22 protein-coding genes and 1 tRNA gene are annotated in these 22,598 nt (G+C 53.3%); 18 read left to right on the top strand and 5 right to left on the bottom strand.

The window, feature by feature from the left end; genetic code table 11:
* Positions 1 to 38 precede the first annotated feature (38 nt).
* From OCU43_RS00710 to OCU43_RS00780, 15 genes are all read left to right on the top strand, one after another.
* On the top strand, positions 39 to 932 hold the full coding sequence (locus OCU43_RS00710) for a Mu-like prophage major head subunit gpT family protein (RefSeq protein WP_091354534.1): 894 nt from the start codon (positions 39 to 41) through the stop codon (positions 930 to 932).
* A gap of 74 nt (positions 933 to 1,006) precedes the next feature.
* Positions 1,007 to 1,378 (top strand): HI1506-related protein, encoded by a 372-nt coding sequence (locus tag OCU43_RS00715; RefSeq protein ID WP_091354536.1) that lies wholly within the window; start codon positions 1,007 to 1,009, stop codon positions 1,376 to 1,378.
* Positions 1,379 to 1,381: 3 nt separating this feature from the next.
* Complete coding sequence (locus OCU43_RS00720; RefSeq protein ID WP_091354539.1) at positions 1,382 to 1,804, top strand: gp436 family protein; 423 nt, start codon at positions 1,382 to 1,384, stop codon at positions 1,802 to 1,804.
* Positions 1,804 to 2,226, top strand: coding sequence for a phage tail terminator protein (locus OCU43_RS00725; RefSeq protein ID WP_091354542.1), 423 nt, complete (start codon positions 1,804 to 1,806; stop codon positions 2,224 to 2,226). The genes OCU43_RS00720 and OCU43_RS00725 overlap by 1 nt, the downstream gene beginning before the upstream one ends.
* Positions 2,223 to 2,969 (top strand): phage tail tube protein, encoded by a 747-nt coding sequence (locus tag OCU43_RS00730; RefSeq protein ID WP_091354545.1) that lies wholly within the window; start codon positions 2,223 to 2,225, stop codon positions 2,967 to 2,969. The genes OCU43_RS00725 and OCU43_RS00730 overlap by 4 nt, the downstream gene beginning before the upstream one ends.
* A gap of 6 nt (positions 2,970 to 2,975) precedes the next feature.
* Positions 2,976 to 5,642: a tape measure protein gene (locus tag OCU43_RS00735; RefSeq protein WP_091354546.1), complete on the top strand. Its 2,667-nt coding sequence runs from the start codon at positions 2,976 to 2,978 to the stop codon at positions 5,640 to 5,642.
* The gene (locus OCU43_RS00740; protein WP_091354548.1) at positions 5,639 to 6,004 is read left to right on the top strand and encodes a hypothetical protein; all 366 of its coding nucleotides are present in this window, start codon (positions 5,639 to 5,641) and stop codon (positions 6,002 to 6,004) included. The genes OCU43_RS00735 and OCU43_RS00740 overlap by 4 nt, the downstream gene beginning before the upstream one ends.
* A gap of 3 nt (positions 6,005 to 6,007) precedes the next feature.
* Entirely contained in the window at positions 6,008 to 9,538 is a 3,531-nt protein-coding gene (locus OCU43_RS00745) for a hypothetical protein (RefSeq protein WP_139203133.1), read from the top strand.
* On the top strand, positions 9,538 to 10,395 hold the full coding sequence (locus OCU43_RS00750) for a LamG domain-containing protein (RefSeq protein WP_091354552.1): 858 nt from the start codon (positions 9,538 to 9,540) through the stop codon (positions 10,393 to 10,395). The genes OCU43_RS00745 and OCU43_RS00750 overlap by 1 nt, the downstream gene beginning before the upstream one ends.
* Positions 10,396 to 10,398: 3 nt before the next feature.
* Complete coding sequence (locus OCU43_RS00755) at positions 10,399 to 10,992, top strand: hypothetical protein (RefSeq protein ID WP_139203134.1); 594 nt, start codon at positions 10,399 to 10,401, stop codon at positions 10,990 to 10,992.
* Positions 10,993 to 13,143 (top strand): hypothetical protein, encoded by a 2,151-nt coding sequence (locus tag OCU43_RS00760; RefSeq protein ID WP_091354556.1) that lies wholly within the window; start codon positions 10,993 to 10,995, stop codon positions 13,141 to 13,143.
* Positions 13,136 to 13,360, top strand: a complete 225-nt coding sequence (locus OCU43_RS00765; RefSeq protein ID WP_091354558.1) for a hypothetical protein — start codon at positions 13,136 to 13,138, stop codon at positions 13,358 to 13,360. The genes OCU43_RS00760 and OCU43_RS00765 overlap by 8 nt, the downstream gene beginning before the upstream one ends.
* Before the next feature lie 154 nt (positions 13,361 to 13,514).
* Positions 13,515 to 13,724 carry a Com family DNA-binding transcriptional regulator gene (locus OCU43_RS00770; protein ID WP_091355241.1) on the top strand — a complete coding sequence of 70 codons (210 nt, stop codon included), beginning with the start codon at positions 13,515 to 13,517 and terminating at the stop codon, positions 13,722 to 13,724.
* Positions 13,651 to 14,451, top strand: coding sequence for a DNA adenine methylase (locus OCU43_RS00775; protein WP_091354561.1), 801 nt, complete (start codon positions 13,651 to 13,653; stop codon positions 14,449 to 14,451). Before OCU43_RS00770 ends, OCU43_RS00775 begins: the two co-directional genes overlap by 74 nt.
* Before the next feature lie 17 nt (positions 14,452 to 14,468).
* On the top strand, positions 14,469 to 14,930 hold the full coding sequence (locus OCU43_RS00780) for a hypothetical protein (RefSeq protein ID WP_091354562.1): 462 nt from the start codon (positions 14,469 to 14,471) through the stop codon (positions 14,928 to 14,930).
* 164 nt (positions 14,931 to 15,094) lie between these two features.
* Here the strand turns inward: OCU43_RS00780 and OCU43_RS00785 are convergent.
* The 4 genes from OCU43_RS00785 to OCU43_RS00800 all read right to left on the bottom strand — a co-directional run bounded on the left by OCU43_RS00785 (position 15,095) and on the right by OCU43_RS00800 (position 18,935).
* A tRNA-Phe gene (locus OCU43_RS00785) sits at positions 15,095 to 15,170 on the bottom strand.
* Between the two features lie 226 nt (positions 15,171 to 15,396).
* Positions 15,397 to 15,669, bottom strand: coding sequence for an oxidative damage protection protein (locus OCU43_RS00790; protein WP_091354565.1), 273 nt, complete (start codon positions 15,667 to 15,669; stop codon positions 15,397 to 15,399).
* A 52-nt stretch (positions 15,670 to 15,721) separates the two neighbouring features.
* Positions 15,722 to 16,792, bottom strand: coding sequence for an A/G-specific adenine glycosylase (mutY, locus tag OCU43_RS00795; protein ID WP_091354567.1), 1,071 nt, complete (start codon positions 16,790 to 16,792; stop codon positions 15,722 to 15,724).
* A 4-nt stretch (positions 16,793 to 16,796) separates the two neighbouring features.
* Entirely contained in the window at positions 16,797 to 18,935 is a 2,139-nt protein-coding gene (locus OCU43_RS00800; RefSeq protein ID WP_091354570.1) for an AsmA family protein, read from the bottom strand.
* A 245-nt stretch (positions 18,936 to 19,180) separates the two neighbouring features.
* Between OCU43_RS00800 and hisB the strand changes: the two genes are divergently transcribed.
* The 3 genes from hisB (at position 19,181) to hisF (ending at position 21,271) form a co-directional block, all read left to right on the top strand.
* On the top strand, positions 19,181 to 19,774 hold the full coding sequence (gene hisB / locus OCU43_RS00805; protein WP_091354572.1) for an imidazoleglycerol-phosphate dehydratase HisB: 594 nt from the start codon (positions 19,181 to 19,183) through the stop codon (positions 19,772 to 19,774).
* On the top strand, positions 19,775 to 20,422 hold the full coding sequence (gene hisH / locus OCU43_RS00810; protein WP_091354574.1) for an imidazole glycerol phosphate synthase subunit HisH: 648 nt from the start codon (positions 19,775 to 19,777) through the stop codon (positions 20,420 to 20,422).
* Positions 20,423 to 20,497: 75 nt separating this feature from the next.
* Positions 20,498 to 21,271 (top strand): imidazole glycerol phosphate synthase subunit HisF, encoded by a 774-nt coding sequence (gene hisF / locus OCU43_RS00815; protein WP_091354576.1) that lies wholly within the window; start codon positions 20,498 to 20,500, stop codon positions 21,269 to 21,271.
* A 110-nt stretch (positions 21,272 to 21,381) separates the two neighbouring features.
* Here the strand turns inward: hisF and OCU43_RS00820 are convergent, their stop codons facing one another.
* Entirely contained in the window at positions 21,382 to 22,581 is a 1,200-nt protein-coding gene (locus OCU43_RS00820; RefSeq protein WP_091354577.1) for an amino acid aminotransferase, read from the bottom strand.
* Positions 22,582 to 22,598: the final 17 nt, after the last annotated feature.

The raw sequence follows: 22,598 nt of genomic DNA on the forward strand, positions 1-22,598 counted from the left end.
CCCGGTTTAACGCTTAATTTTAAGGACAGGATAAAACGATGAATATTACGCCAAGCGCACTTAAAGCGCTGTATGCAGCTGTTAACGCCGCGTTTCAAATCGGCCGAAGCTCTTACACACCTCTCTGGCCAAAAGTCGCCACCTTGGTGCCCTCAACGACAGCCCAAGAAGATTACAGCTGGCTCGGCGAGTTTAGTCGTCTGCGCGAGTGGATCGGCGATCGTCAGATCAACCGCATGAAAGTCTATGACTATTCGCTGAAAAATAAAAAGTTCGAAGCGACCGAAGGTATCCCCGCCGAGCGTATCGAAGATGACAATTACGGCATTCTCAGCCCTAAGTTTCAGGATATGGGATACGCATCATCCACCCACCCCGATGAGTTGATCTTTGCCCTGCTCGCTGCCGGTTTCACGACAACCTGCTATGACGGCCAGTATTTCTTTGATACTGACCATCCCGTGGGTGAAGACGGTAACGAGCAATCTGTCAGCAATATGCAGGCCGGTGCAGAAAGCCCTTGGTTCCTGCTGGACACCACCCGGCCACTTAAGCCGCTGATCTATCAGCGCCGCCGTGATTATCGTCTGCTGGCTAAAACAGATGCCGGTAATTCAGACCATGTGTTTATAGCAGATGAGTATCTCTATGGCGTTGATGGCCGGGGCAACGTGGGCTTCGGTTTTTGGCAGCAGGCGTTTGGTTCAAAAGCCACGCTCAATACCGCCAACTTTGATGCAGCGATTGCTGCCATGGGGGCGCATAAATCAGACAAAGGCCGCCCACTGGGCATCATGCCAAACATGCTGATTGTCGGGCCAAGCAAGCGCGCCGCAGCGAAAGCGGTTGTTGAAGCTGAGTACAAAGCCCAGGGCGAAAGCAACACCAACTATAAAGCGGTTGAAGTGGTAGTTGTGCCTTGGCTGATCTGATCAGCGGCGCGGGCTAACACCGTTTTAGAGCAAGGACGCTCACCTATAAATCTATTCCGAGAGGAAACCATGCAATGTCTAAAGCAACGATTATTGTCATTTGTGCAGCAGGTACTGGCTATCGCCGGGCGGGTGAAGTTTTTCAGCAGGGCCGTAATGAGTTCCCCGCCGATCATTTTAACGAAGCACAGCTGGAGCAGCTGCGTAGCGATCGCCGCACAGAGCTGCTGGAAGGCGAAGCAGTTAAGGATAGCGAAGCGCAAGGGGCCGTGGACGCAAAGCGCCTGGCAGAGCTTGTAGCTCACATCGGCCAGCTGGACAAAAAGGATGCCGCACTCTGGAAAGAGGACGGCAGCCCCAAGGCCAACGCCTACCCAAAAGGCACTACCGCCGAAGAGCGTGATGCCGCCTGGGAAGCGTTCACTGACGAACTGGATAAGGCGTAAGCCATGTACGCAGCCCGCAACGATATGACCAAACGCTTCGGTGAAGAGGAGCTAATCCTCCTCACCGATCGGGACGGCTCCACCGGTGTCATCGATGACACAGTGCTGACCCAGGCATTAGCCGATGCCAGTGCCGAGGTCGATGGTTATCTCGGCGGGCGCTACACCCTGCCCCTGCCCAGCGTGCCCGACGTTTTAGTACGCATCTGCTGTGATGTCGCCCGCTATCTGCTGCATGACGAACACGCGCCAGAGCGTATCGAAAAGCGCTATGACAATGCGATCGACTTTCTCAGCAAACTGGGCACCGGAAAAATCTCCCTGGGCATGCCAGATGAAGGTGATGCCAGTCCCAGTAACAACACTGCACAGATGTGCAGTGATGGCCTGGTGTTTGGTCGTAAAAACAGTAAGGGATTTATCTGATGTTTCAGCTAACAGATAACTACCTGGTTGCAGAAGACCATCTAGTGCAAGCGCTAGAAGCGGTCTCCGGCCTGCGCAAGGTATATCGCAGCTGCGACTTAGCTGAGATGAAAGAGCGCGGCCAAGTAACCCCCGCTGCGCATGTTATCTATGCAGGTGATGCTGTGCCAGAAACGTCGCAAGGCGGACTGCAGGGTAATGTCACCCAAACATGGATGATCGTCATTGCCGTCAGCCTACGGGACGCCAACAAAAGCGGCCCGTTGCTGGCCTCAGTGATTCACGCCATGGCGGGGCTGCACTGCGAGTTAGGCAACTTTGTGCGCAAGAACGCGCCCTCTCGACCGGGCTTTTCTAACGGCTTTGGCTACTACCCATTAGCGTATCAAATTAAATTCAAAACCAAAGGAGCACGCCCATGAGCGGACTACTGTTAGCAGGCGACGTTTACTTCGATCGCTTTGATGAAACCGGCAACCCTACCGGTCTGGTCGGCCCGTTGAACGCAACCCAGTTGCAGATCAACACCCCCTCTGACACCAAAGACCGAACATCCAAAAAGAAAACGTCGTATGGCCAGGCGTTGAATAGCGTCACCATTGCGAAACCCAGCGAAATTGCGATCGCGTTTGATGACCAGCCTGCAGAGATGTTGGCCATGGCGCTGATGGGCGAAATCGCCACTATCAATCAGGGGGCCGGTACCGTCACCGATGGACCGGTCACGTTGCTGAAAGCGGGATTGTGGACAAAGCTGCCCAACAGCAACCTGGCAACCGAGGGGCTTAGCGCCCTGCTGGCCTCTGATGATAGCGCGATAGCTGCCACCGCATATGAAGTGAACTATGCCGCTGGGATGATTCGGGCCACCGCCAGCGGCACTCTGGCAGCGGGTGGTGATATTAAGCTGAGTTATGACTACGCAGCTGTGAGCGGTTCGCGCATTAAAGGCGGCGTTCGCCCCACCATCAATGCGCGTATCTTCCTGGACGGCACCAACCTGGCAACCGGCAAACCGGTTAAATGCGAGATCCCGAAAGCCTCGCTTGCGCCATCTGCCGCCGTTGATCTGCTCGCCAGTGAGTATGTGAGCACCACGCTGGGCGGCAAAGTGATCCTGCGAGACGGCGAAACCGCGCCTTTCTATCTCGATCAGGAAGGCTGATAACCGATGGCTCTGAAGGAAACCGCCCTCAGTATTCTGATTAAGGCCCGTGATTTAGCCAGCGTACCGCTGGCTAAATTTCGTGGTGCGGTAGAGGGTGCCGATTCCAGCACTCAGGGTGCGGCTAAGTCGGTCGACAAGTATGGCAACAAGTTGACCGAGGCTGATAAAGCATCCGGTCGATTTATCGACAAAAGCGATCGGATGCGCGAAGCCAATGGGCGGTTTGTTAAGGGACTGGAAAAAACCAATAAAACCCTGAAAAAGAACAAGGAAGCGGCAAATGCTGCCAGCGGTGGCATCTCAACACTCACCACTAAAGTTATCGCCCTGGCCGGGACATACCTGGGCATCAATGCGCTGAAAAATGCGTTTAGCGGCATTATTGGCACCGGCGCACAGTTTGAACTGCTAGAAACCCAGATAACCACGTTGATGGGATCTATTGAAGCAGGCAAAGAAGCCGTTCAATGGATCAAGGAGTTCACAGCGACAACCCCGGCAGAGCTGACCGGTGTTGCCGAGGGGTTTATCAAACTTAAAGCCTTCGGTATCGACCCGATGAATGGTTCATACCAGGCGATTATTGATCAGACCGCCAAGCTTGGCTTTTCCCAGGAGAAAATGGAAGGCGTTATTCTCGCGGTGGGGCAAGCCTGGACAAAACAAAAGCTCCAGGGCGAAGAGGCGCTGCAGCTGATTGAGCGCGGTGTGCCGGTATGGGATCTGCTGGCGAAAGCCACCGGAAAAAATACGGTTGAACTGCAAAAGCTCAGTGCGGCGGGCAAACTCGGCCGCAAAGAGATAGCGCTGCTGGTTGATGAGATGGGGCGTGCATCTAAGGGTGCGGCGGCTGCCCAGATGAAGACCTGGAACGGTCTGTTCAGCAACCTGAAAGATTACTGGACCAATTTTGTTGGCTTAATTGCCGATGCCGGGGTGTTTGATTTTGCCAAATCGCAGCTCGAAGAGATGCTGGCGCTGTTTGGCCAGATGGCTGCAGACGGGCGGTTGAAAGAATATGCCCAACAGATATCAGACTTTTTAGTCAGCGCTACGACTAAGACCAAGAAATTTCTGACGGATTCGGTGGGCAGTTTTGAGGAGCTGCTGGCGGGTGCCAGCAGTATTCTTGACTCGTTAAATGAGACGCTTACAGGCACTAATAAAATTTTTGCCGCCTTCTCTATTGTTTTCAACGGCTTTACAGCCGGTATTAAAACCGTTGCCTGGACCGTCTCTTCAGCCATTGCGGCCATGTTGGATGCGCTGTCGAAAGGGCTGGGTGCTGTGGGCATGAAAGAAGCCGCTGCCCGTTATCGTATTGAGGCGGCGGGTATGCAGGGTGTCAGCAAGGCGTTTAAAGAAGCGCTGCAGCAGGATGCAGCGGATATCTCTGATGCCTGGAATACGCTGGCAAGTGACGGCCTGAAACCCCTTAAAAAAGCTGTTTCAACGGCAAAGTCAGAGATTGTCAGCCAGTTTGATGCGATCACCAACAAAGCCAAAGCGACCAGTGAAGAACTGCGGGATGCGTTTGTTGACAGTATTAATACAGCAAAAACTCAAGAAGATGTTGAGCAGCTCAAGAAGAAATTTGAACAGCTTGGACAAGATGGCCGCGTATCGACTGACCATCTGGTGCAGGGGTTATTTATTGCCGCTGATGCGTTAGACGCCCTAAAGAATAAAGCAGAACAGGCCAAAAAAACCGTTAAAACGATGGCTGACGGTTTGGGCACTGAAACGACAGCGGTTAAAGAAAACACTAAGGCCACGACAGAAAATGCCAAGGCAGCCACTGAAAATGCCAAAGGCAAAGAGAAGCACAACACCTCCCTGCTGGCGGGGTATTCATACGCGCTGAAGCTTGGAGATAAAACGAAGGCTCAGTGGGATGAACTCGGCTCTGTTATGAGTGAGCAGTGGCGCCGGATTGGTGAGGGTTATGACAAAGTCATGGATAAGTTCCACTTTGGGACATTGCTCTATCTACAAACCCTGAAGCAAGCAATCGGGTATCAGTTACACGAAGGCAAAAAAGTCATGGAGTCTTATCACCAGCAGGCCGCCGCTGCAGAGCGTATGGCCAAAGTGCTGGAACAAGGAGGCCAGCAGGCCGCTGCGCTGGCCAGAAATGGCGAAAAGTCTCTCAGTGCTTTTACCCTGCTGGATAAAACCCGTCTTGATAGTTTGCGCACCGCGATGGATGCCATAAACCGTGAAAGCCAACAGTTAACCGACAATCTCAGCAACACCGTGGCCAGCCTAAGAGATGAGCTGGCAGCCCTCAAAGGTGATAACGCATCTATTGAAGTGAATCAGTTTGAACGTCAGTTGAGTGAGCTGCGTGCGGCACAAAAAGCAGCCCGAGACTCAGGCAATGCAGATGCGATGAAAGAGGCAAACCAGGCCATACAACTGTTAAAAGAAGCGCATCAACTGCGTCTAAAAAACATCGAGCAGGAGAAAGCTCAGACCCAGGCTCAGCCTCAATACAACCAGGAACCCACTGCGCCTGCTTCTCAAGCACCGGCTGCTGTAGCAGAAGGCAAAACCATGACGGTGCACTTCAAGTCAGATAATGGCCAATCAATCAGTGGACAGTTCTTTGAGTCCGATGCCGAGGTGCTGGTTCGTCAACTGAGTGACGCTGCGAGTATTTCACGATGATTACCTTGAACGCGATCACACTCCCCGATGACCTGATCTGGTCTGATGAATTCGCCTGGTCTGCTGTACGCCAGAGCGCTGATGTGACGTTAACCGGTGCCCTGATTGTCGAGGAAGCCGCGCAGCAGGCTGGCAGACCGATCACGTTGGTCGATGGCTGGGCAACCCGAGCCACGGTTGAGCTTCTGTATGCATTAGTGCAGCAACCCGGCCAGGTGCATTCGTTGTCGCTGCAGGGCACAACCTATTCGGTGATGTTTCGTCAGGCCGATGGCCCACTCACTGCAAACCCAGTGCAGCCGGTTACTGACCCTGCACCGGACGATCTCTACATAATTACCCTCCGACTGATGGTGGTATAACGCATGACAATTTTAGACACAGACATCAAACTCATGGCGTCAGAGCGTCTATCTGATAGCGCTGACGGCGGCGGCATGATGAGCGCGGTGGTCGTTGAGGATGGTGTGGTTAATAACCTGTTTCCTGATATATCACGGCTTGATCGCACGTATGGTCGGGTCAACCTGCGCAAAGCTTATGCGGCCGTTCAGACTGCCAACAAAGATATGTACTACGGCAGCCATGCGATCATTACCGACGCCCCGGCAGACCCTCGCGTTTCAGTGGTGATGTTCAGCACCGATAGCTATACCGATGAGCGTACTGACGCCCGTGACCGGATAGAGAGCTATGTAGTGAAAGGCCCGGTATCGGATTACACCCTGTTGGGCGACCAGCTGGAAGGCCAGCGGATGGTTAAACTGTATTCCCGGGTGGATGCAAAGCTGCCGGAGGTCGGGCAGGTGTACCTGATTCGTGAAGAGGATTCCAGCGGTGAACTGACTGGCGCAGAGCAATATATCCGCATCGATTCGGTCAGCCATGAAATACAAGAATTTGAAGACGACCGAGGCGTTTTTGAACGGCGTGTTTATGTGCTGGATATAGGGTCAGCCCTGCGGGCTACATTCCCGGGCCCTCAAACCGCCAGCCGCTTCTCCTCTGTTTCTACGCCCTCAGTGTTTCGTTCAACTCAGGTGGCTGACGCTAGCAATTACTACGGCATTGTACCGCTGGACACGGCGATCAGCCCGGGCGATATGAGCATCAAAGCGACTTCTATGTTCGGCCAGCTGGTACCAAGTGCCACGGTTGAAAGTCCGGTGGTTGACGTGCAAGCCGGTGTAGACCGACAAAACCTCGTTGCCGCCGGTGACCCGTATTCCATATCGGTTAGCTACACCCTGATTGCGGCTGGATTTTCATTTGGCCGGGCAGTGGTGCCTGGGTCGGTCACGTTAAACCTCGGTAATAACGCGACATTTGAAGATGACAGCAATGGCAACCTGATCTGCACATCAAGCATCAGTACTACATATGGCATTGTTGGCACACAGTACGGCACTATCGAATACGATAGTGGTGCAGTGACAGGTGCAAAATCATACAGCACGTATGGTTATACCTTCACAGCCGCACCAGCGGCCGCTATCTACGACACCGCCCACACTGCTCACGAAACGATAACGCTGGCGAATCGTGGTTATAACTACGTGAAGACCCTGCGCCCAATCCCTCAGCCGGGAACCCTATTCATTGATTACATGGCACAGGGCGAGTGGTACCAGATGAAGGATGACGGCACCGGTGTTCTGGTAGATGAAGCAGGCGGTGCTGGAACCATTGATTACACAACCGGATCAGTCGTGGCCACGCTGGGAGCGCTACCCGACACAGAGAGCGAGATTATCTACACCTGGGCAACCCCGGTACACTATGAGATTCGCACCACCGACCCTGATGTTGAACCTGCTTATCTGACATTCACCGTATCAGCAGGCGAGATACTGCCGGGCAGCCTAACGCTAAGCTGGGATGCTGGTGGCGTTGTAAAAACGGCCACCGATGATGGAAGCGGCAATCTGATCGGTGACGGTACCGGGCGAGTGATTTATGGCCTCGGGCAAGTAGGCTTGAAACCTACCGCGATGCCAGACAGCGGCGCGGTGCTGACCATTGATTATGACAAGGGCGCGATCCAGGCGGAAGATGTCAGCGGCTACTCCATGAGCGGGAATAACGCTACATTCACAGTCGCGGCCGCGCCAGTTGAGCCCGGGACTTTCTCTGCGTCATTCAGCCAAAACTGGTCCTATGATAATCAGGGGTTCACCACATCAACTGAGAGCGGCACAAAGACAGTCACAGTGTATGACAAGGGTGATGGCACCCTTAACAACGGCGGTACGATTAACTATGCCACGGGCGCTGTATCAATGCCGGTTAATTACAGCGATAGCCAGGGAAATAGCTATTTTATAGGGACTTATCGATCCGAGACCCGTAGCGGCACTATCTCGGGCAATATCGCTGTGCATTATCAGCAGGACAGTGTGACACCAACCGCTGTGTCTGAGAGTGCAGCCCTACCAAATGTCACCTTGGATCTGACGCCGACAACTATCAGGAAGATTGTTCCCGGCAGTCTGGAGTTCATCTGGAATGGCAAAACCCATATCGACCGGGAAGGCACTATCTACACCGACTGGGATCGTAACACCGGCGCGGCCACTGCGGCGGGTAGTATTGATTACGCATCCGGGCAGATCTCGTTTGATAGCTACCAGGGTGGCGGAAACAACAGCCTGACAATCAAAACAATGCTGACTAAATACGGTGACTGGACAGCGCATGACCTGTATTTCAGAACACCCGGCGCACCGCTACGGCCTTCCTCGCTGTACCTTCGCGTCAACAAGCCAGACGGCACTCTGATCGGTTTAACCCCTAACGGACAAGGCGTGATCGATACAAATGACGCACAGGGCGCTGTTGATTATGAAACCGGTATTGTTAGTGTCCAATTTGGTCGTTATGTGCTGGAAAGCACTCTGACCGCGTACAACCGCACAGAGCTATGGTATAGCGCAGCCGATATTCTGGAAGATGGCACAATCTGGGTACCCGATCCGGTCGACCCCGGCACTATGAAGTTTAACGCCGTGGTTTACTCAACAATGCCGCTCGATGCCTCAATTTTGGGGCTGGACCCGGTACGCCTGCCAATTGACGGCCGGGTGCCGATCATCAGAAGTGGCGATGTTATTGTCATCCACAGCACCAAAAACGAAACGCTGAGCAGCCCGCTATCAGCTGGAGATGTGGAGAACCTAAGCCGTGATCAGTTGGCGTCCTGCTATCTGATCGATCAGACTGGCGCAAGGGTCGATTCTTCGCTCTATACGGTAAACCGGGAGACGGGTGTTGTTACGATGGCCAACCCGGCAGACCTGAGCGCTTACACTGAGCCGCTGAAGGCTGTCCACCGTATCGAAGATATGGCGCTGGTAAATGAAGCGCAAATCAACGGTCAGCTGGCTCTGGTGGGGGCTATCTCCAGAGCATACGACCCCGCAGATACCTTTATCTCCAGCGCCTTGATCTTTGGCGATATCGGCAGCCGGGTGCACCACTTGTTCAGCCAGGCAAGTTGGACCAGTACCTGGTCAGATGCCCGTATCGGCAGCAATACCACAGCACAATATAACGACCTGCTGTACCCCCTGCAGGCCGATAATAAAAACGCTATTCGGGATCGCTGGGCGATTATCTTCACCAGTTCAACCACGTTTAACGTGGTTGGTGAGGTGTCTGGTCAGATAGCCACTGGCAGCACTTCAATAAACTGCGCACCAATAAATCCTATAACCGGAGAGCCTTATTTCACAATATTGGCTGACGGATGGGGGTCAGGCTGGGCCACGAACAACGTGCTGCGCTTCAATACAGACGCCGCTCACGCGCCGATCTGGATTGCTAGAACGACAATCAGCGGCACACCGACGAAAGCCGACGATTCGTTTAAATTGCAGATCAGAGGAGATGCAGACTGATGGCTATCCAGTTAACTGGGCTTTATGCTCACTGGACAATGGATAACATCGATGGCACTACGCTGATCGATGAAATGGGAAACCTTAACGGAACTATCCACGGGGCTATTTCTGTCCCCGGCTTTCATGGAAACGCTCTGTCGTTCAACGGAAATGGCGACCATATATCATTTGCCCCTGGCGCGCTTGACGGTTTGACGGGTGATTTTGTGATATTGGTGCGTTATAAGCCGGTAGGAACCGACAATGTTTTGATATCCAAATACTCTGCTATCCCTGCTTTTTTTGAACTCATCGGCCGTGATGATAGCGGCTATCTAAATAGCCAACTGGGAGAAGGTGGCGGTAACGTACAAGTAAAAGGACCGGCTGTAGGCGAGGGGTGGAGTCATGCAGGACTGAGAATGTCCGGCACAGTTGCAACGTTATTCCTCGATGGCGCTGGCGTGGCATCAAAAACCGTTACTCGAAATACCTCCCGGGCAACTGATAGCCTTTACATTGGCAGAAGGGGTTACCCTGGAGCCGAAGCTTACTTTGAAGGGCTAATTGACAGCATCCTGATCTATAATCTCGCCCTTAGCGACACCGAGATCGAGGACGTTTATTTAACCGATGACTCGCCAGAACCATACGAGGTAAGGGGGTCAGTAACCGTTGATTTATCTCCAGGCATTACCGAGGTCAGGATTTATAACGCTGGCACAGGTGAGCTATTAAAAACCTCAACCTGCGATGCTGGCGGGAACTATGCAATATCGCTCACAAATGGCACACAAGTGTATGCTGTTGCTGTTCCGCCTGCCGGATACCGCCCTTTAATTCACGGTCCTATCAATCCAACTTTAAGGACTTAAAAAGTGACAATCCGAATGACAACCGCACTCAGAAACGCCCGCGCTACCTGCATCATCACCGCACTGGACGCGGCAGCAACCCCGGCAGTATTTGAGCAATACAGCGGCGGGCAGCCAGACCCTGACGCCTCTATTACATCGATGACAGCCCATGCCATAAGCACCGTCTACACGGCGGGTGATTACGCTACAGCAGTCGGGCATTACTACCGTGCAGAAAACACCGGCACCAGCGCAGGTGCAGCGCCCGCTTGGATAACTGATGGCGGCACCGTCACCGATAACGATATCACCTGGCAGGATATGGGCGAGATTCCCGTTCTACTTGCCACGCTCACCCTAAGCCAGCCCAGCGGCACCGTGGCAGACGGAGTGCTGACGTTTAATGCCTGGGCCGAAGACAGCAGCGCCGATGCCAGTAATATTGCAAGCTGGGGGCGATTTAAAGACGGTGACGGCAACAACGTACTGGATGGTAGTGTCGGCGTGACAGGATCGGGCGCAGCCTTCATCATCAACACAACCAATATCGTATCGGGCGGCCCTGTCCGGATTAAAGCGGGAACCATACCGCAGTTGATCGAACCTGGTGCGTAAATGGCCTACACGCCCCCGGCAGGTAATGCAGTAAACTTCAACTTTACCGGTGCATATACACCCCCTGCCGGGAATGCTGTTGATTTTTCGTTTGTTGATTCGGCGGCGTTCGAGCTAGCAATATCGCCCACACTGTCGGTGCTATCGGCAGCGATCGAAGCGGAACACGCGCAACCAATAGACCTGCAGATCGCGTTGCAGTTGCAGCCACTGCAGCCATCCATAGAGCTGATACTTGATAACGTCCGTGATCTGACTATAGCGGCAACACTGCCGCAGATTCAGTCCGACCTGCATCTGGCGCGAGGCGCTGCGCTGACCCTAACGACTGAACTTCCAGGAATGATATGTGGTGTTGATCTGCAATGGGGTGAAAGCATACCCGTTGTCACCCTGACAGGCGGGTCATCAAACGATAATTCAGGCTATCGCTGGGGTGTCGCGGCAATAGCAGACATTGAATCAGACCTGCCGCACAACGACTCACCCAACAAACAATCCAGCAGCGCTGGGCGATGGCAGAACGGCACCGGGCGCAATACCGAACCGGAAATGCCTCACAGCATGCTCCCGCAGTTTGACACCGAGCGCAGCAGCGGCTGGGATAGCTTTATCAGCTTACTGAACAGCAGTACCGATCTTCCGAGCAATTACCCACTACCCACCGACCTGATCAAGTATCAGCTCTGGGCTGACTTTGTGTTGGTGCTGGATAAAGATCATTTAGACCCCTGGAACTGGCCGCCACCGGTAGATGTTGACAGCCTCTATCAGTTCCAGCGTGTCGATGACTTCGGTGACCGCCTGATATGGGACACGCGAGACTACACGCCACCCTGGCGATATGAGGTTAATTTCAGCTTTACTGAGGCTTATACGCCACCTGCGGCTGATGTAGTTAGCTTCAGCTGGGGCGCTGCATCACCGTATGAAAATCAGCCTATCCGGCCAATTGATCCTGGCAAAGTGATCGCCCACAACACGCCGCCGTCGGTAGATGAAAGCCGCGAGGCTGTCTGGGGTGATGGCAGCTGGACCCGGCCAACGCCAGATTACGCTTACAGCCCGGGCTGGACAGCCGAGCCAGAGGAGGAAGCCGCCCGCCCACCTCAGCCAGATATCAGAGGAGTTTATATCTTCATGCCTGTATTAACCCTGTATCGCACCCCTGACGGGGCTGAAATTGCAGCGACTAACGTTAACTGGAGCACCGATGCTGACTCGTGGGGCTGGCGTTTCAGCGCCACAATTAAGCATGAATCGGATATAGCCCTGCTCAAGCCTGATAGCAATGGCCCGCGTGAGATCGCCTGCGAGATTAATGGCCATCTATTCACCGCGATAGTTGAAAGTTATGGTCGAACTCGCCAGTTCGGGCAAACAGGTTTAACAATCAAAGGAAAAAGCCGTAGCGGGATACTCTCAGATCCTTATGCACCAAAGAGAAGTAAGGCTATCAGCGCGCCTTACACCGCTCAGCAGTTGGCAGAGCAAGAGCTGGCGAATACTGGCTGGACGCTCGACTGGCAAGCCACTGACTGGTTGATCCCGGGCGGTGCTTTCAGCTATCACGAGTTAGACCCGATCGCAGTGATAAAACGCCTGGCAAACACTGCTGGTGCCATCGTGCAAAGTCATGCAGCTGATAAACAGCTGATCGTTAAGCCCCGCTACCCCGTCAGCCCGCACAAGTGGAATGATCCAGGTACAGCGTTAGATGCCATTCTCCCTGCTTCGCTTATCCATCAGGCGGGCAGTCAATTCAAAACACTACCGACGTATAACCGGGCCATCGTTGCAGGAGGTAAAACTGGCGGTGTTATTGTCACGCTAACCCGTGATGGCACCGCAGGTGATGAGCTTGCACCGTTAGTAACAGACGATCTGGTCACACACCAAAGCGCAGGCTATGAACGCGCCCGCATCGAGATTGCCAAGGGCGGCACCTGGGAAGAGATGAGCTTCACGACCTGGCTAACCGATTACGGTCTGGCTCCCGGGCTGCTGTTACCGGGTCATCTGGTAGAAATTCAGGATCTCAACGAAACATACCCCGTGCAGATATCCGGCACCACCATCAATGCTCAAAGCAACGACCAGGGGCTGACCGTTCGTCAGCAACTGTCAGCGGATAGGAGGATCAATGCCTAACGTATGGACACAATTTGAGAGCCTGCTGGAGAAAGACTCAACCCAGATAGCCACCATAATCAGCACTGACGGCACAGAATCAACCGTTGAACTTCTTAGTGGCGACAGACTAAAGGTAATAGGCACCGGCACCCCCGGTGGGAATGTATACATCAAAGGAGGAGAGATAAAACAATCAGCCCCAACGCTGCCACAACACAACATGATTCTGTATTAAGAACTATTAGCAAAGTAAGAAACAGAAGGAAGCGACCCAATAACGCGGCAACGTTATTGAGCCGTCAGAACACGTAAACCAGGTACGTGAACCAACCCAGGGCTTCCCTGCCTCGCGAGGCAAAGCAAGCCTATCAGATTTTAGGTAGGTTCACATGCAAGACATACGTTGTCAGCGCTGTAATAAGCTGCTGGCTAAAGCAATTTTTCAAGTTTTAGAAATAAAATGCTCCCGCTGCGGGGCAATAAACCAGAGGGCCGCGAGCTCCAGAGATATGAAAGGTACATATCATGGCAAAGCCCCTCATACCCTGGATCGGCGGGAAACGAAAACTAGCCGATCACATTCTGCCGCTGTTCCCTGAGCACTCATGTTACGTTGAGCCGTTCAGTGGAGCAGCAGCTCTGTTCTTCTTAAAAGAACCCAGCCAAACTGAAATATTGAATGACGTTAATGGCGACCTGGTGAATCTTTACCGGGTTGTTAAGCATCATCTCGAGGAGCTGTATAAGCAGTTTAAATGGATACTAACCAGTCGCCAGAACTGGCAATGGATGCAGCAGACACCACCGGAAACTCTGACCGACATACAGCGGGCAGCTCGTTTCCTATACCTGCAGAAACTGGCCTTCGGTGGCAAGGTTGAAGGCCAGAGCTTCGGGACCAGCACCACTGGCAGACCCCGCTTCAATATATTCACACTGGAGCAAGATCTCGCCGATGCTCACTACCGGTTGTCCAATACAACCATTGAACATCTCGACTGGAAGCGCATCATCAAGAAATACGATCGCCCCGGCACTCTGTTTTACTGTGATCCACCCTACTGGCAGACAGAAGGCTACGGAGTCCCGTTCGGCTTTGAAGAGTATGAAGAGATGGCCAGACTGGCCGAATCGATACAGGGCCACATGATCATCAGTATCAACGACCACCCCGACATTCGAAAGGTATTTGCAAACTTGCCGGTGGTCGAAGTAGATTACCAGTACACCGTTGGTGGTTCTGATAAAGCCTCAGACTGTATTGAACTGATATTCGGCAACTGGAAAGAAAAACCAAAGGCAAGAGGCCAGCAAGGTCTTTTTTGATAAAGGACGTCATGTAAATGGAAAAACAGACCCAAGGAAATAACCATGAGCAGCAAAAGATTCATCTGGAAAAGCTAAAACAGTTCAATGAGAATCAAGCGGATACACGAAAGCGAGTGGATCTCCTTGTTCGATATATATTAGCCGTTGATGGTTTAGCATTAACTATTTCAATGGGGCTTTTTGCCAAAAAAGATGCGCCAGATCTGAGTGAATCCGCTGTTGCTATGCTTCAGTGGTCATGGTCATTGCTCTTTATAAGCATTGTATTCATGATTTTAGTGGTTTTATTCATGATATTAGGGGGCTATATACTTGGTGAGGGATGGAGAAAAGAACTAGATGGTGAGTCGACCGAAACAGTAATTCCTGTGTGGATTGACGTTTTCGCATGGGCTTTGGGAACAGCAGGGCTTTTATCGTTTGCTATAGGTGTTTTTTACCTAGGGTGGGTAGCTATAAGTAGCATCGCTACTTAAGCATGTTCTATCTTATTTTTTATGGTGAAGATAGGCCAAAAAGAACGCAAATCGTTGCCAAAAAGTTCGCGCGGTTACATAATCGAACCAGGTTCGAGGACGCCCTAACATTCTTCCAGACACAAAAAAGCCCCACTACAAAGTGAGGCTGATTCAGTCCTGAGTGGTGCCCGGAGGCGGAATCGAACCACCGACACGAGGATTTTCAATCCTCTGCTCTACCGACTGAGCTATCCGGGCAAACAGGAGGTGCGTATTAAACTGATTTCAGGCTGCGCTGTCAATACAGCTGCCCGCTTTTTTTAATATTCTTCCAGCTTCAGCCTTTTGGTCATCTCATCAGAATGGAAAAATCTGCTGCTGAGAGTGTGGGAGACGTGCTGGCATGCCCTCTGGGTACCTCGCGGCGATGATTATTATTCGTTGCCCTATCGCGGCGGGACGCCGCTCCTACAAGTTAAATCTCTTATTTTGGCGGGGGTACGTAGCCTTCGGCTTTTTCGTAGTCTTCGCCATCCATAAATTTCTGCATCTCCTGCTGCAGGAATTCGCGGGTAGAGGGGTCCATCAGGCTCAGGTGTTTTTCGTTGATCAGCATGGTTTGGTGGGCGGTCCACTCGGTCCAGGCTTTTTTCGAAATGGTATCAAAGATCTCCTGGCCTTTAGCGCCCGGATAGGGGGGCTTATCCAGACCTTCGAGTTCCTCTTTGTACTTGCGGCACATGACGGTGCGGGTCATCTTATTCTCCAACGTTATTCTGCTCGGTTACGCTCAGACCGGTTTTTGGCGACTACTTCAGTTTGCCCAGCAGCTTTTTCACCGGGGCGGCCAGACCGATCTTCTGTGGCTGGCGTAAGTTATACCAGAGAGTGGCGGGCTGTTCCATGACACGGTTTGTAAGGGCTTTGCGGGGTTCGCTCTCCAGACTGGCTTCACGCAGGGCGATTTTTACCGGGGTGATGTCCAGATGGAAATGGCTGAAGGTGTGTCGCAGCGGTTCCAGCGGTGTGGCGCTGTCAGCATCGACTGGCAGGCCGGTTTCCTGTTCGGCATCACGCAGGTCGGAGGTTTCCGGCAGGCTCCACAGACCGCCCCAGATACCGGTTGGGGGACGCTGACGCAGCAGTATCTGACCTTCGTTATCTTCAATCAATAGCATCAGGGTCTGTTTTACCGGGATAACTTTTTTCGGTTTGGACTCAGGCAGTTCGTTGGCACGGCCCTGCCGATAAGCTTCACACCCCTGTTGCAGCGGACAGAGCAGACACGCAGGTTTGCTGCGGGTGCAGAGGGTGGCGCCCATATCCATCATCGCCTGAGTGTAATCGGCGACCCGTTCGCTGGGAGTGTTTTGCTCGGCGTAGTGCCACAGTTGTTTGATGTTCTCGGTGGTGCCGGGCCAGCCATCGATGGCATAGTAACGGGCCAGCACCCGTTTCACATTGCCATCGAGAATCGCCGCCCGCTTGCCGGTGGAGATCGACAGAATTGCACCCGCTGTGGAACGGCCGATACCGGGCAGCTGCTCCAGCTCGGCAACGGTTTCGGGAAACTGGCCGCCGAAATCCTGACTGACGATTTTGGCGGTTTTATGCAGATTGCGGGCGCGGGCGTAATAGCCCAGCCCAGTCCACAGATGCAGCACCTCATCCTGATCAGCGGCTGCCAGATCATCGACAGTGGGGAATTGCTGGCGAAAGCGTTCAAAATAGGGGATCACCGTGGTTACCTGGGTCTGCTGCAACATAATTTCAGAGAGCCAGGTAAAGTAGGCGGTTTTCTGCGCCTGCCAGGGCAGGTCGTGACGGCCATGCTGGTCAAACCAGACCAGCACGGCGTTAGCGAATTGTTCAGGTGTCATCAAATTAGTTACCGAACAGTCCTTTCAACAGTTTCTTCGCATCTTCGGTTTTGCTGCCTTCGCCGCCACCGAGTTTATCCATCAGCTTGCCTTCCAGCTGTTTTTTCGCTTTCTGTTTCAGCAGCTCTTTCAGCACGCTGGCATCCGGGCGACAGAGTTTAGCCGGCTCAGTATCAAAACTGCCTTTACAGTTAACCGGCCACTCAACCCCTTCCAGGTTGTTGTTCACGGCACAGGTTTTCTTGAACAGATTTTCTTCGATGGTCAGACCGAGACGATAATCCAGGTTCTGCGCGGGCAGACTGACCTTGCCTTTACCGCGCAGGGTAATCGCATCCAGCTTGGTAATCAGGTCGTTGTTGCTGACCACACCGTTGGTGAATTTGAAGTTACTGCTGAGATCGGCAAACGGGGTGGAACGGTCCACCTGTTCAGCATTAACGCCCAGTGCGGCAACGTTGTTAAAGCCCTGACAGATGGTCTGGGCGATATCGATCCCTTTGACGGTGCCATCGGGCATGGTGACATTGGAATTACCGTTGAGGCTGTTAACAATGGCGTATACCGATTCGCCCTGTGCGGTTATATCGGTCTGGGTGTTGAACGTCCCGGTGAGGCGGTCGGTATCTGCCATATCTTTCAGCAGATCGCCGATCTGGATCCCTTTGATGTTTTTCTTAACGTGGAAACGGGTCGGTGATTTGCGTACATCGATCACCACTGAGTTGCGCAGGGTGCCGCTGTACATATCGGCGTTGATCTTGCTCATATTGACCAGACCGCCATGGGCGCTGGTGTCCAGCTCCAGATTGCTCAGGGTGAGGCCGTTGATCAGCAGCTTCTTCAGTCCCAGATCAACATCCAGATCCAGCCCTTTCAGGAGCTCAACCGGAACCACGGGTTCTTTTGAATAGCCAGCAGACTTGTCAGAGCCCGCCGCAGAGGCCTGTGCAGGTTGCTCTTTTGCCGGTGGCAGATAGCGGTCGGCATCGAGCTCATCGCCTTTCAGGTTGAATGCGATAGAGCCGGTGGCCAGGTTCATTGCAAGGTTGCCGTTGAAGCTGGTGTCATCCAGTTTCAGGCTCATCTTGTTTAGTCCCAGGGTGTTTGGTGCACCACCCAGTTCTGCATTAAAGCTGATCGCTTTGAGAACATCCGGATCGGTGGTTTCGATAGCCGGCTGACCCAACGATGACAGTAGCTCCTGCAGGCTGAATTGAGCGACTTTCAGGTTGCCTGTGATAACCGGTTTGCTGAAACTGGTGACGGTTACATCGCCACTGGCGATAAGGTTTGCAGCACTGAGGCTCAAATCTGACAGGGTGGCCGTTTCTTTATTCAGATCACTTGAAATGTCGGCATCGAGTTTGACGTTGACGGTTTTACCGTTAAATGGCGCGCCGGTCAGGCCCAGAGTGCTTTCCAGCCCTTTGATCTGGTATTGCTGATTTGCCAGGTCGAGGAAAAATTGCGCTTTGAGTGCGGCATCGACCGTCATCTGTTTCTGATCGGCCTGGTACTGTTCCGCCTGGAAGCTCAGCTCTGCCGGGAAGAATGCACCGGTGGTGACTTTACCGGAGGTCATAGTGAAGTTTTTCAGCAACACCTTGCTGCCAGCGGCCGCATCGACATAGCTGATATTACCGTTGGTGATGGCGATGCTTTCTATATCCAGGGCGATCGCGGCGCCACCTGAGGCTTCTGCAGCGTTGGGTGTTGGGGTTTCAACGGTTCCCGATGCTTGCTGACCGGCACCGGAGACGGCCCAGTTGGTGCTGCCATCTTTGTTCTTTTCAAGATTCAGCGTCAGACCATCCAGCAGGATGCTGCTCATTTTGACGTTACCGGACAGCAGTGCCGGCAGTTCAACGGATACCTGGGCCTGATTCAGCTCGGCCAGCTGCGGCTTGCCGGGGTAGCTGACCTTGATCTGGTTGATTTCGATACCCAGCCAGGGGAATACAGACCAGCCCAGATCGCCATCGATCTCCAGCTGTACGCCGCCCTTCTCAAGCGCCAGTTTTTTGATTTCTGGTTTATATTCATTCGGATCGAAGAACATCCCCAGCAGGACTCCGCCTGCAACGATGACGATCAGCAGCAGGGCAACCAGGCCACCAAAAACCTTTAAAAACGTTTTCATGATTTCTCCTTGAACCATCTCTCGGCAAAACAGATCTCTCGGTAAACAAGAGTTATAACAGCATAGTAGCAGAACGATTTTACAGACCCTAGATTAACCGCACATGAAATCAGTCAGTTGCATTCGGCTTTTAGTGAGCTTAATCCTGCCTGGTGCTACGCATTGACGCTCTATTGGTTGTATAATGGCGGCTTATTTTTTTGAATGTTTGTACCAACTGTTGTTAACCCATCGCGGAGAAGATCATGGCTGAACGGAAAGCCTCCGTCACCCGTAACACCCTGGAAACCCAGATCACTGCTTCTGTGAATCTGGATGGCAGCGGTAAGCTGAATGCTGATACCGGCGTGCCTTTTCTTGAACACATGCTGGATCAGATTGCCCGTCATGGCCTGATCGACATGGATATCGTGGCGAAAGGGGATAACCATATCGATGATCACCACACGGTGGAAGATATTGGTATTACCCTGGGCCAGGCGTTCGCACAGGCCGTGGGTGACAGAAAGGGTATTCTGCGTTTTGGTCATGCCTATTGTCCGCTGGATGAGGCGTTGTCCCGCGTGGTGATCGACTTTTCCGGCCGTCCAGGGCTGGATATGAATGTCGAGTTTACCCGCGCCAGTATCGGGCGTTTTGATACTCAGCTGTTCTGGGAGTTTTTCCAGGGCTTTGTTAATCACGCCGGGGTGACGCTGCATATCGATAACCTCAAAGGCTTTAATGCCCACCACCAGGCGGAGACGATCTTTAAAGCGTTTGGCCGGGCGCTGCGCGGTGCGCTGACCATTGATCAGCGCGCGGCTGATCAGATGCCTTCGACTAAGGGAACGCTGTAAATGAGCAGTGTGGCCGTTATCGATTATGGCATGGGGAATCTGCACTCGGTGGCTAAAGCGCTGGAGCATGTGATGCCCGGCGTCGAGGTGATGGTGACCGCTGATCCTGAAAAAGTACGTAGTGCTGACCGGGTATTGCTGCCGGGTGTTGGCGCAATTCGCGACTGTATGGCGGAGATTCGCCGTCTGGGTGTGGATAAAGAGGTGGCTGAGGCGATCGCCTCCGGCAAGCCGTTTCTGGGGATCTGCGTGGGGTATCAGGCATTGATGCAACGTTCTGAAGAGAATGGTGGTGTTGACTGTCTGGGCCATTTTGAGGGAACTGTGCGCTTCTTCGGCGATGATCTGAAAGAGACCGATGGTGAGCGCCTCAAGGTGCCGCATATGGGTTGGAACGAAGTCCATCAGCGCTTTGATCACCCCCTGTGGCAGGGCATTGACGATGGTAGTCGCTTCTACTTTGTCCATAGCTATTATGTTGATGCAGTAGAGAAACAGCGGGTGGCGGGTAACTGCCACTATGGGGTTGATTTCGATGTGGCGATCGCCCGGGATAATGTATTTGCGACACAGTTTCACCCGGAAAAAAGCCATACGGTGGGGCTGCAGTTGCTGAAAAACTTCCTCAACTGGAATGGTAAGCCCTGACCCGCAGAGCAACGCCGGAATCCCTGTCAGGGGTTCCGGTCTAATGTTTTATATGAGTTCTTATAGGTAAAAACCATGGCACTGGCAAAACGTATTATCCCCTGTCTGGATGTTGAAAACGGCCGCGTTGTGAAAGGGGTGCAGTTTGTCGATATCCGCGATGCTGGTGATCCAGTCGAGGTGGCCAAGCGTTACGACGAACAGGGTGCGGATGAGATCACCTTTCTCGATATCACCGCGACCCATGAAGGCCGCGATACCATGGTGCATACCGTGGAGCGGATGGCATCGCAGGTGTTTATACCGCTGACCGTGGGTGGGGGAATTCGCACCTGTGAGGATATCCGTACCATGCTCAATGCCGGTGCCGATAAAGTATCGATCAACAGTGCTGCGGTATTTAACCCTGACTTTGTGCGTGAAGCGGCGGAGCGGTTTGGTTCGCAGTGTATTGTCGTGGCGATTGACGCTAAGAAGGTGTCTCAGCCAGGCGAAACGGACCGCTGGGAGATCTTTACTCACGGTGGTCGCAAGCCAACCGGTATCGATGCGGTTGAGTGGGCGAAGAAGATGGTGAAGCTGGGGGCTGGCGAGATTCTGCTGACCTCTATGGATCAGGATGGCGTGAAAAACGGCTACGATCTTGGCGTCACCCGGGCGATCAGTGAAGCGGTTAATGTGCCGGTTATCGCTTCTGGCGGTGTTGGCAACCTGGATCATCTGGTAGCTGGCTGTATTGAAGGAAAGGCGGACGCGGTGCTGGCAGCATCGATTTTCCACTTCAATGAATACAGCATCCCTGAAGCCAAGCAGTATATGCGGGAGCGGGGTATTGAGGTGCGCCTCTGATATCAGCCCAGCCGCTAGCTGAAACAACAAAAAGCCCGGTAGCAGAATCTGTTACCGGGCTTTTTTGTTGATCAGTGGTTGGCAACAACTGTTGGCCTGACCGGTCGCTTCTAGCGGGCGCTTAACACCTCAGTCAGGGCCGAGACAAAGTAATCCATGCTGCCCTGATTCAGCCCGGCAATATTCATACGACTGGAGTTGATCATGTAGATGCTGTAGTCCTGACGTAGCTGTTCTACCTGTAGTGGAGTGATTCCGAGAAAGGAAAACATGCCAAACTGCTGTTGGATAAAGGCGAAGTCGCCATCGATACCGGACGCTGCAATCGCGGCAACCAACTGCTGACGCAGCCCCTGAATCCGCTCCCGCATCGCTGCCAGTTCGTACTCCCAGGATGCCGTCAGGCCTGCATCAGCCAGGATGGTTTCCACAATGGCAGCGCCATGGGCCGGCGGCATCGAGTAGTGGCTGCGGATTTTACTGAACAGCTGGCTGCCTGCGGTTTGCGCTTCAGCACGGTTGGCGGCGACAATAAACAGGGTGCCGGTTCGTTCACGGTAGAGACCGACGTTTTTCGAGCAGGAGGTCGCTACCAGCATCTCCGGAAAACGTTCCGCCAACATGCGCACACCGAAGGCATCCTGATCGAGACCATTACCCAGCCCCTGATATGCCATATCGACAAAAGGGATCAGCCCTTTACGCGCCATCAGATCGGCCACCGCGTGCCACTGTTCCCGGTTCAGGTCAGCCCCGCTGGGGTTATGGCAGCAGCCATGCAGGAGGACAAAGTCCCCGGCGCTGGCCTGTTCCAGCGCCTCTAGCATCGCTTCAAACTGAATGCCATGGGTGGCGTAGTCATAATAGGGATATTCGACGATCTCCAGGCCCGCTCCCGCCAGTAGTGGGGCGTGGTTAGCCCAGGTTGGCAGACTCACCCAGACGCGGCTCTTCTGGTTGCAACCGTGGAGAAATTCGGCCCCCATTCGCAGTGCTCCGCAGCCTCCCGGGGTTTGCGCTGAGACGACACGCTGATCTCTGAGCGCAGCATGGTCTGCGCCAAACACCAGTGCTCTCGCCAGTTGGTTGTATTCATCGGTACCGGCCGGAGTGGTGTAGCTTTTACTTTTCTCGGTCGTTAGTAAACGGTGTTCCGCTTCTTTAACCGCCCGCATGATTGGTGTATTTCCCTGCTCATCCTTATAAACGCCGATGCCGAGATCGAGCTTATGGGGGTGTGTATCGGCTCTGTAGTCCGCCAGCAGCGACAGAATCGGGTCCTGTGGCACGGGTTTTAGCTGTTCAAACATAGTGATCTCCTGACCTG

This window comes from Amphritea atlantica (genome assembly GCF_024347255.1).
GTDB classification, from domain to species: domain Bacteria; phylum Pseudomonadota; class Gammaproteobacteria; order Pseudomonadales; family Balneatricaceae; genus Amphritea; species Amphritea atlantica.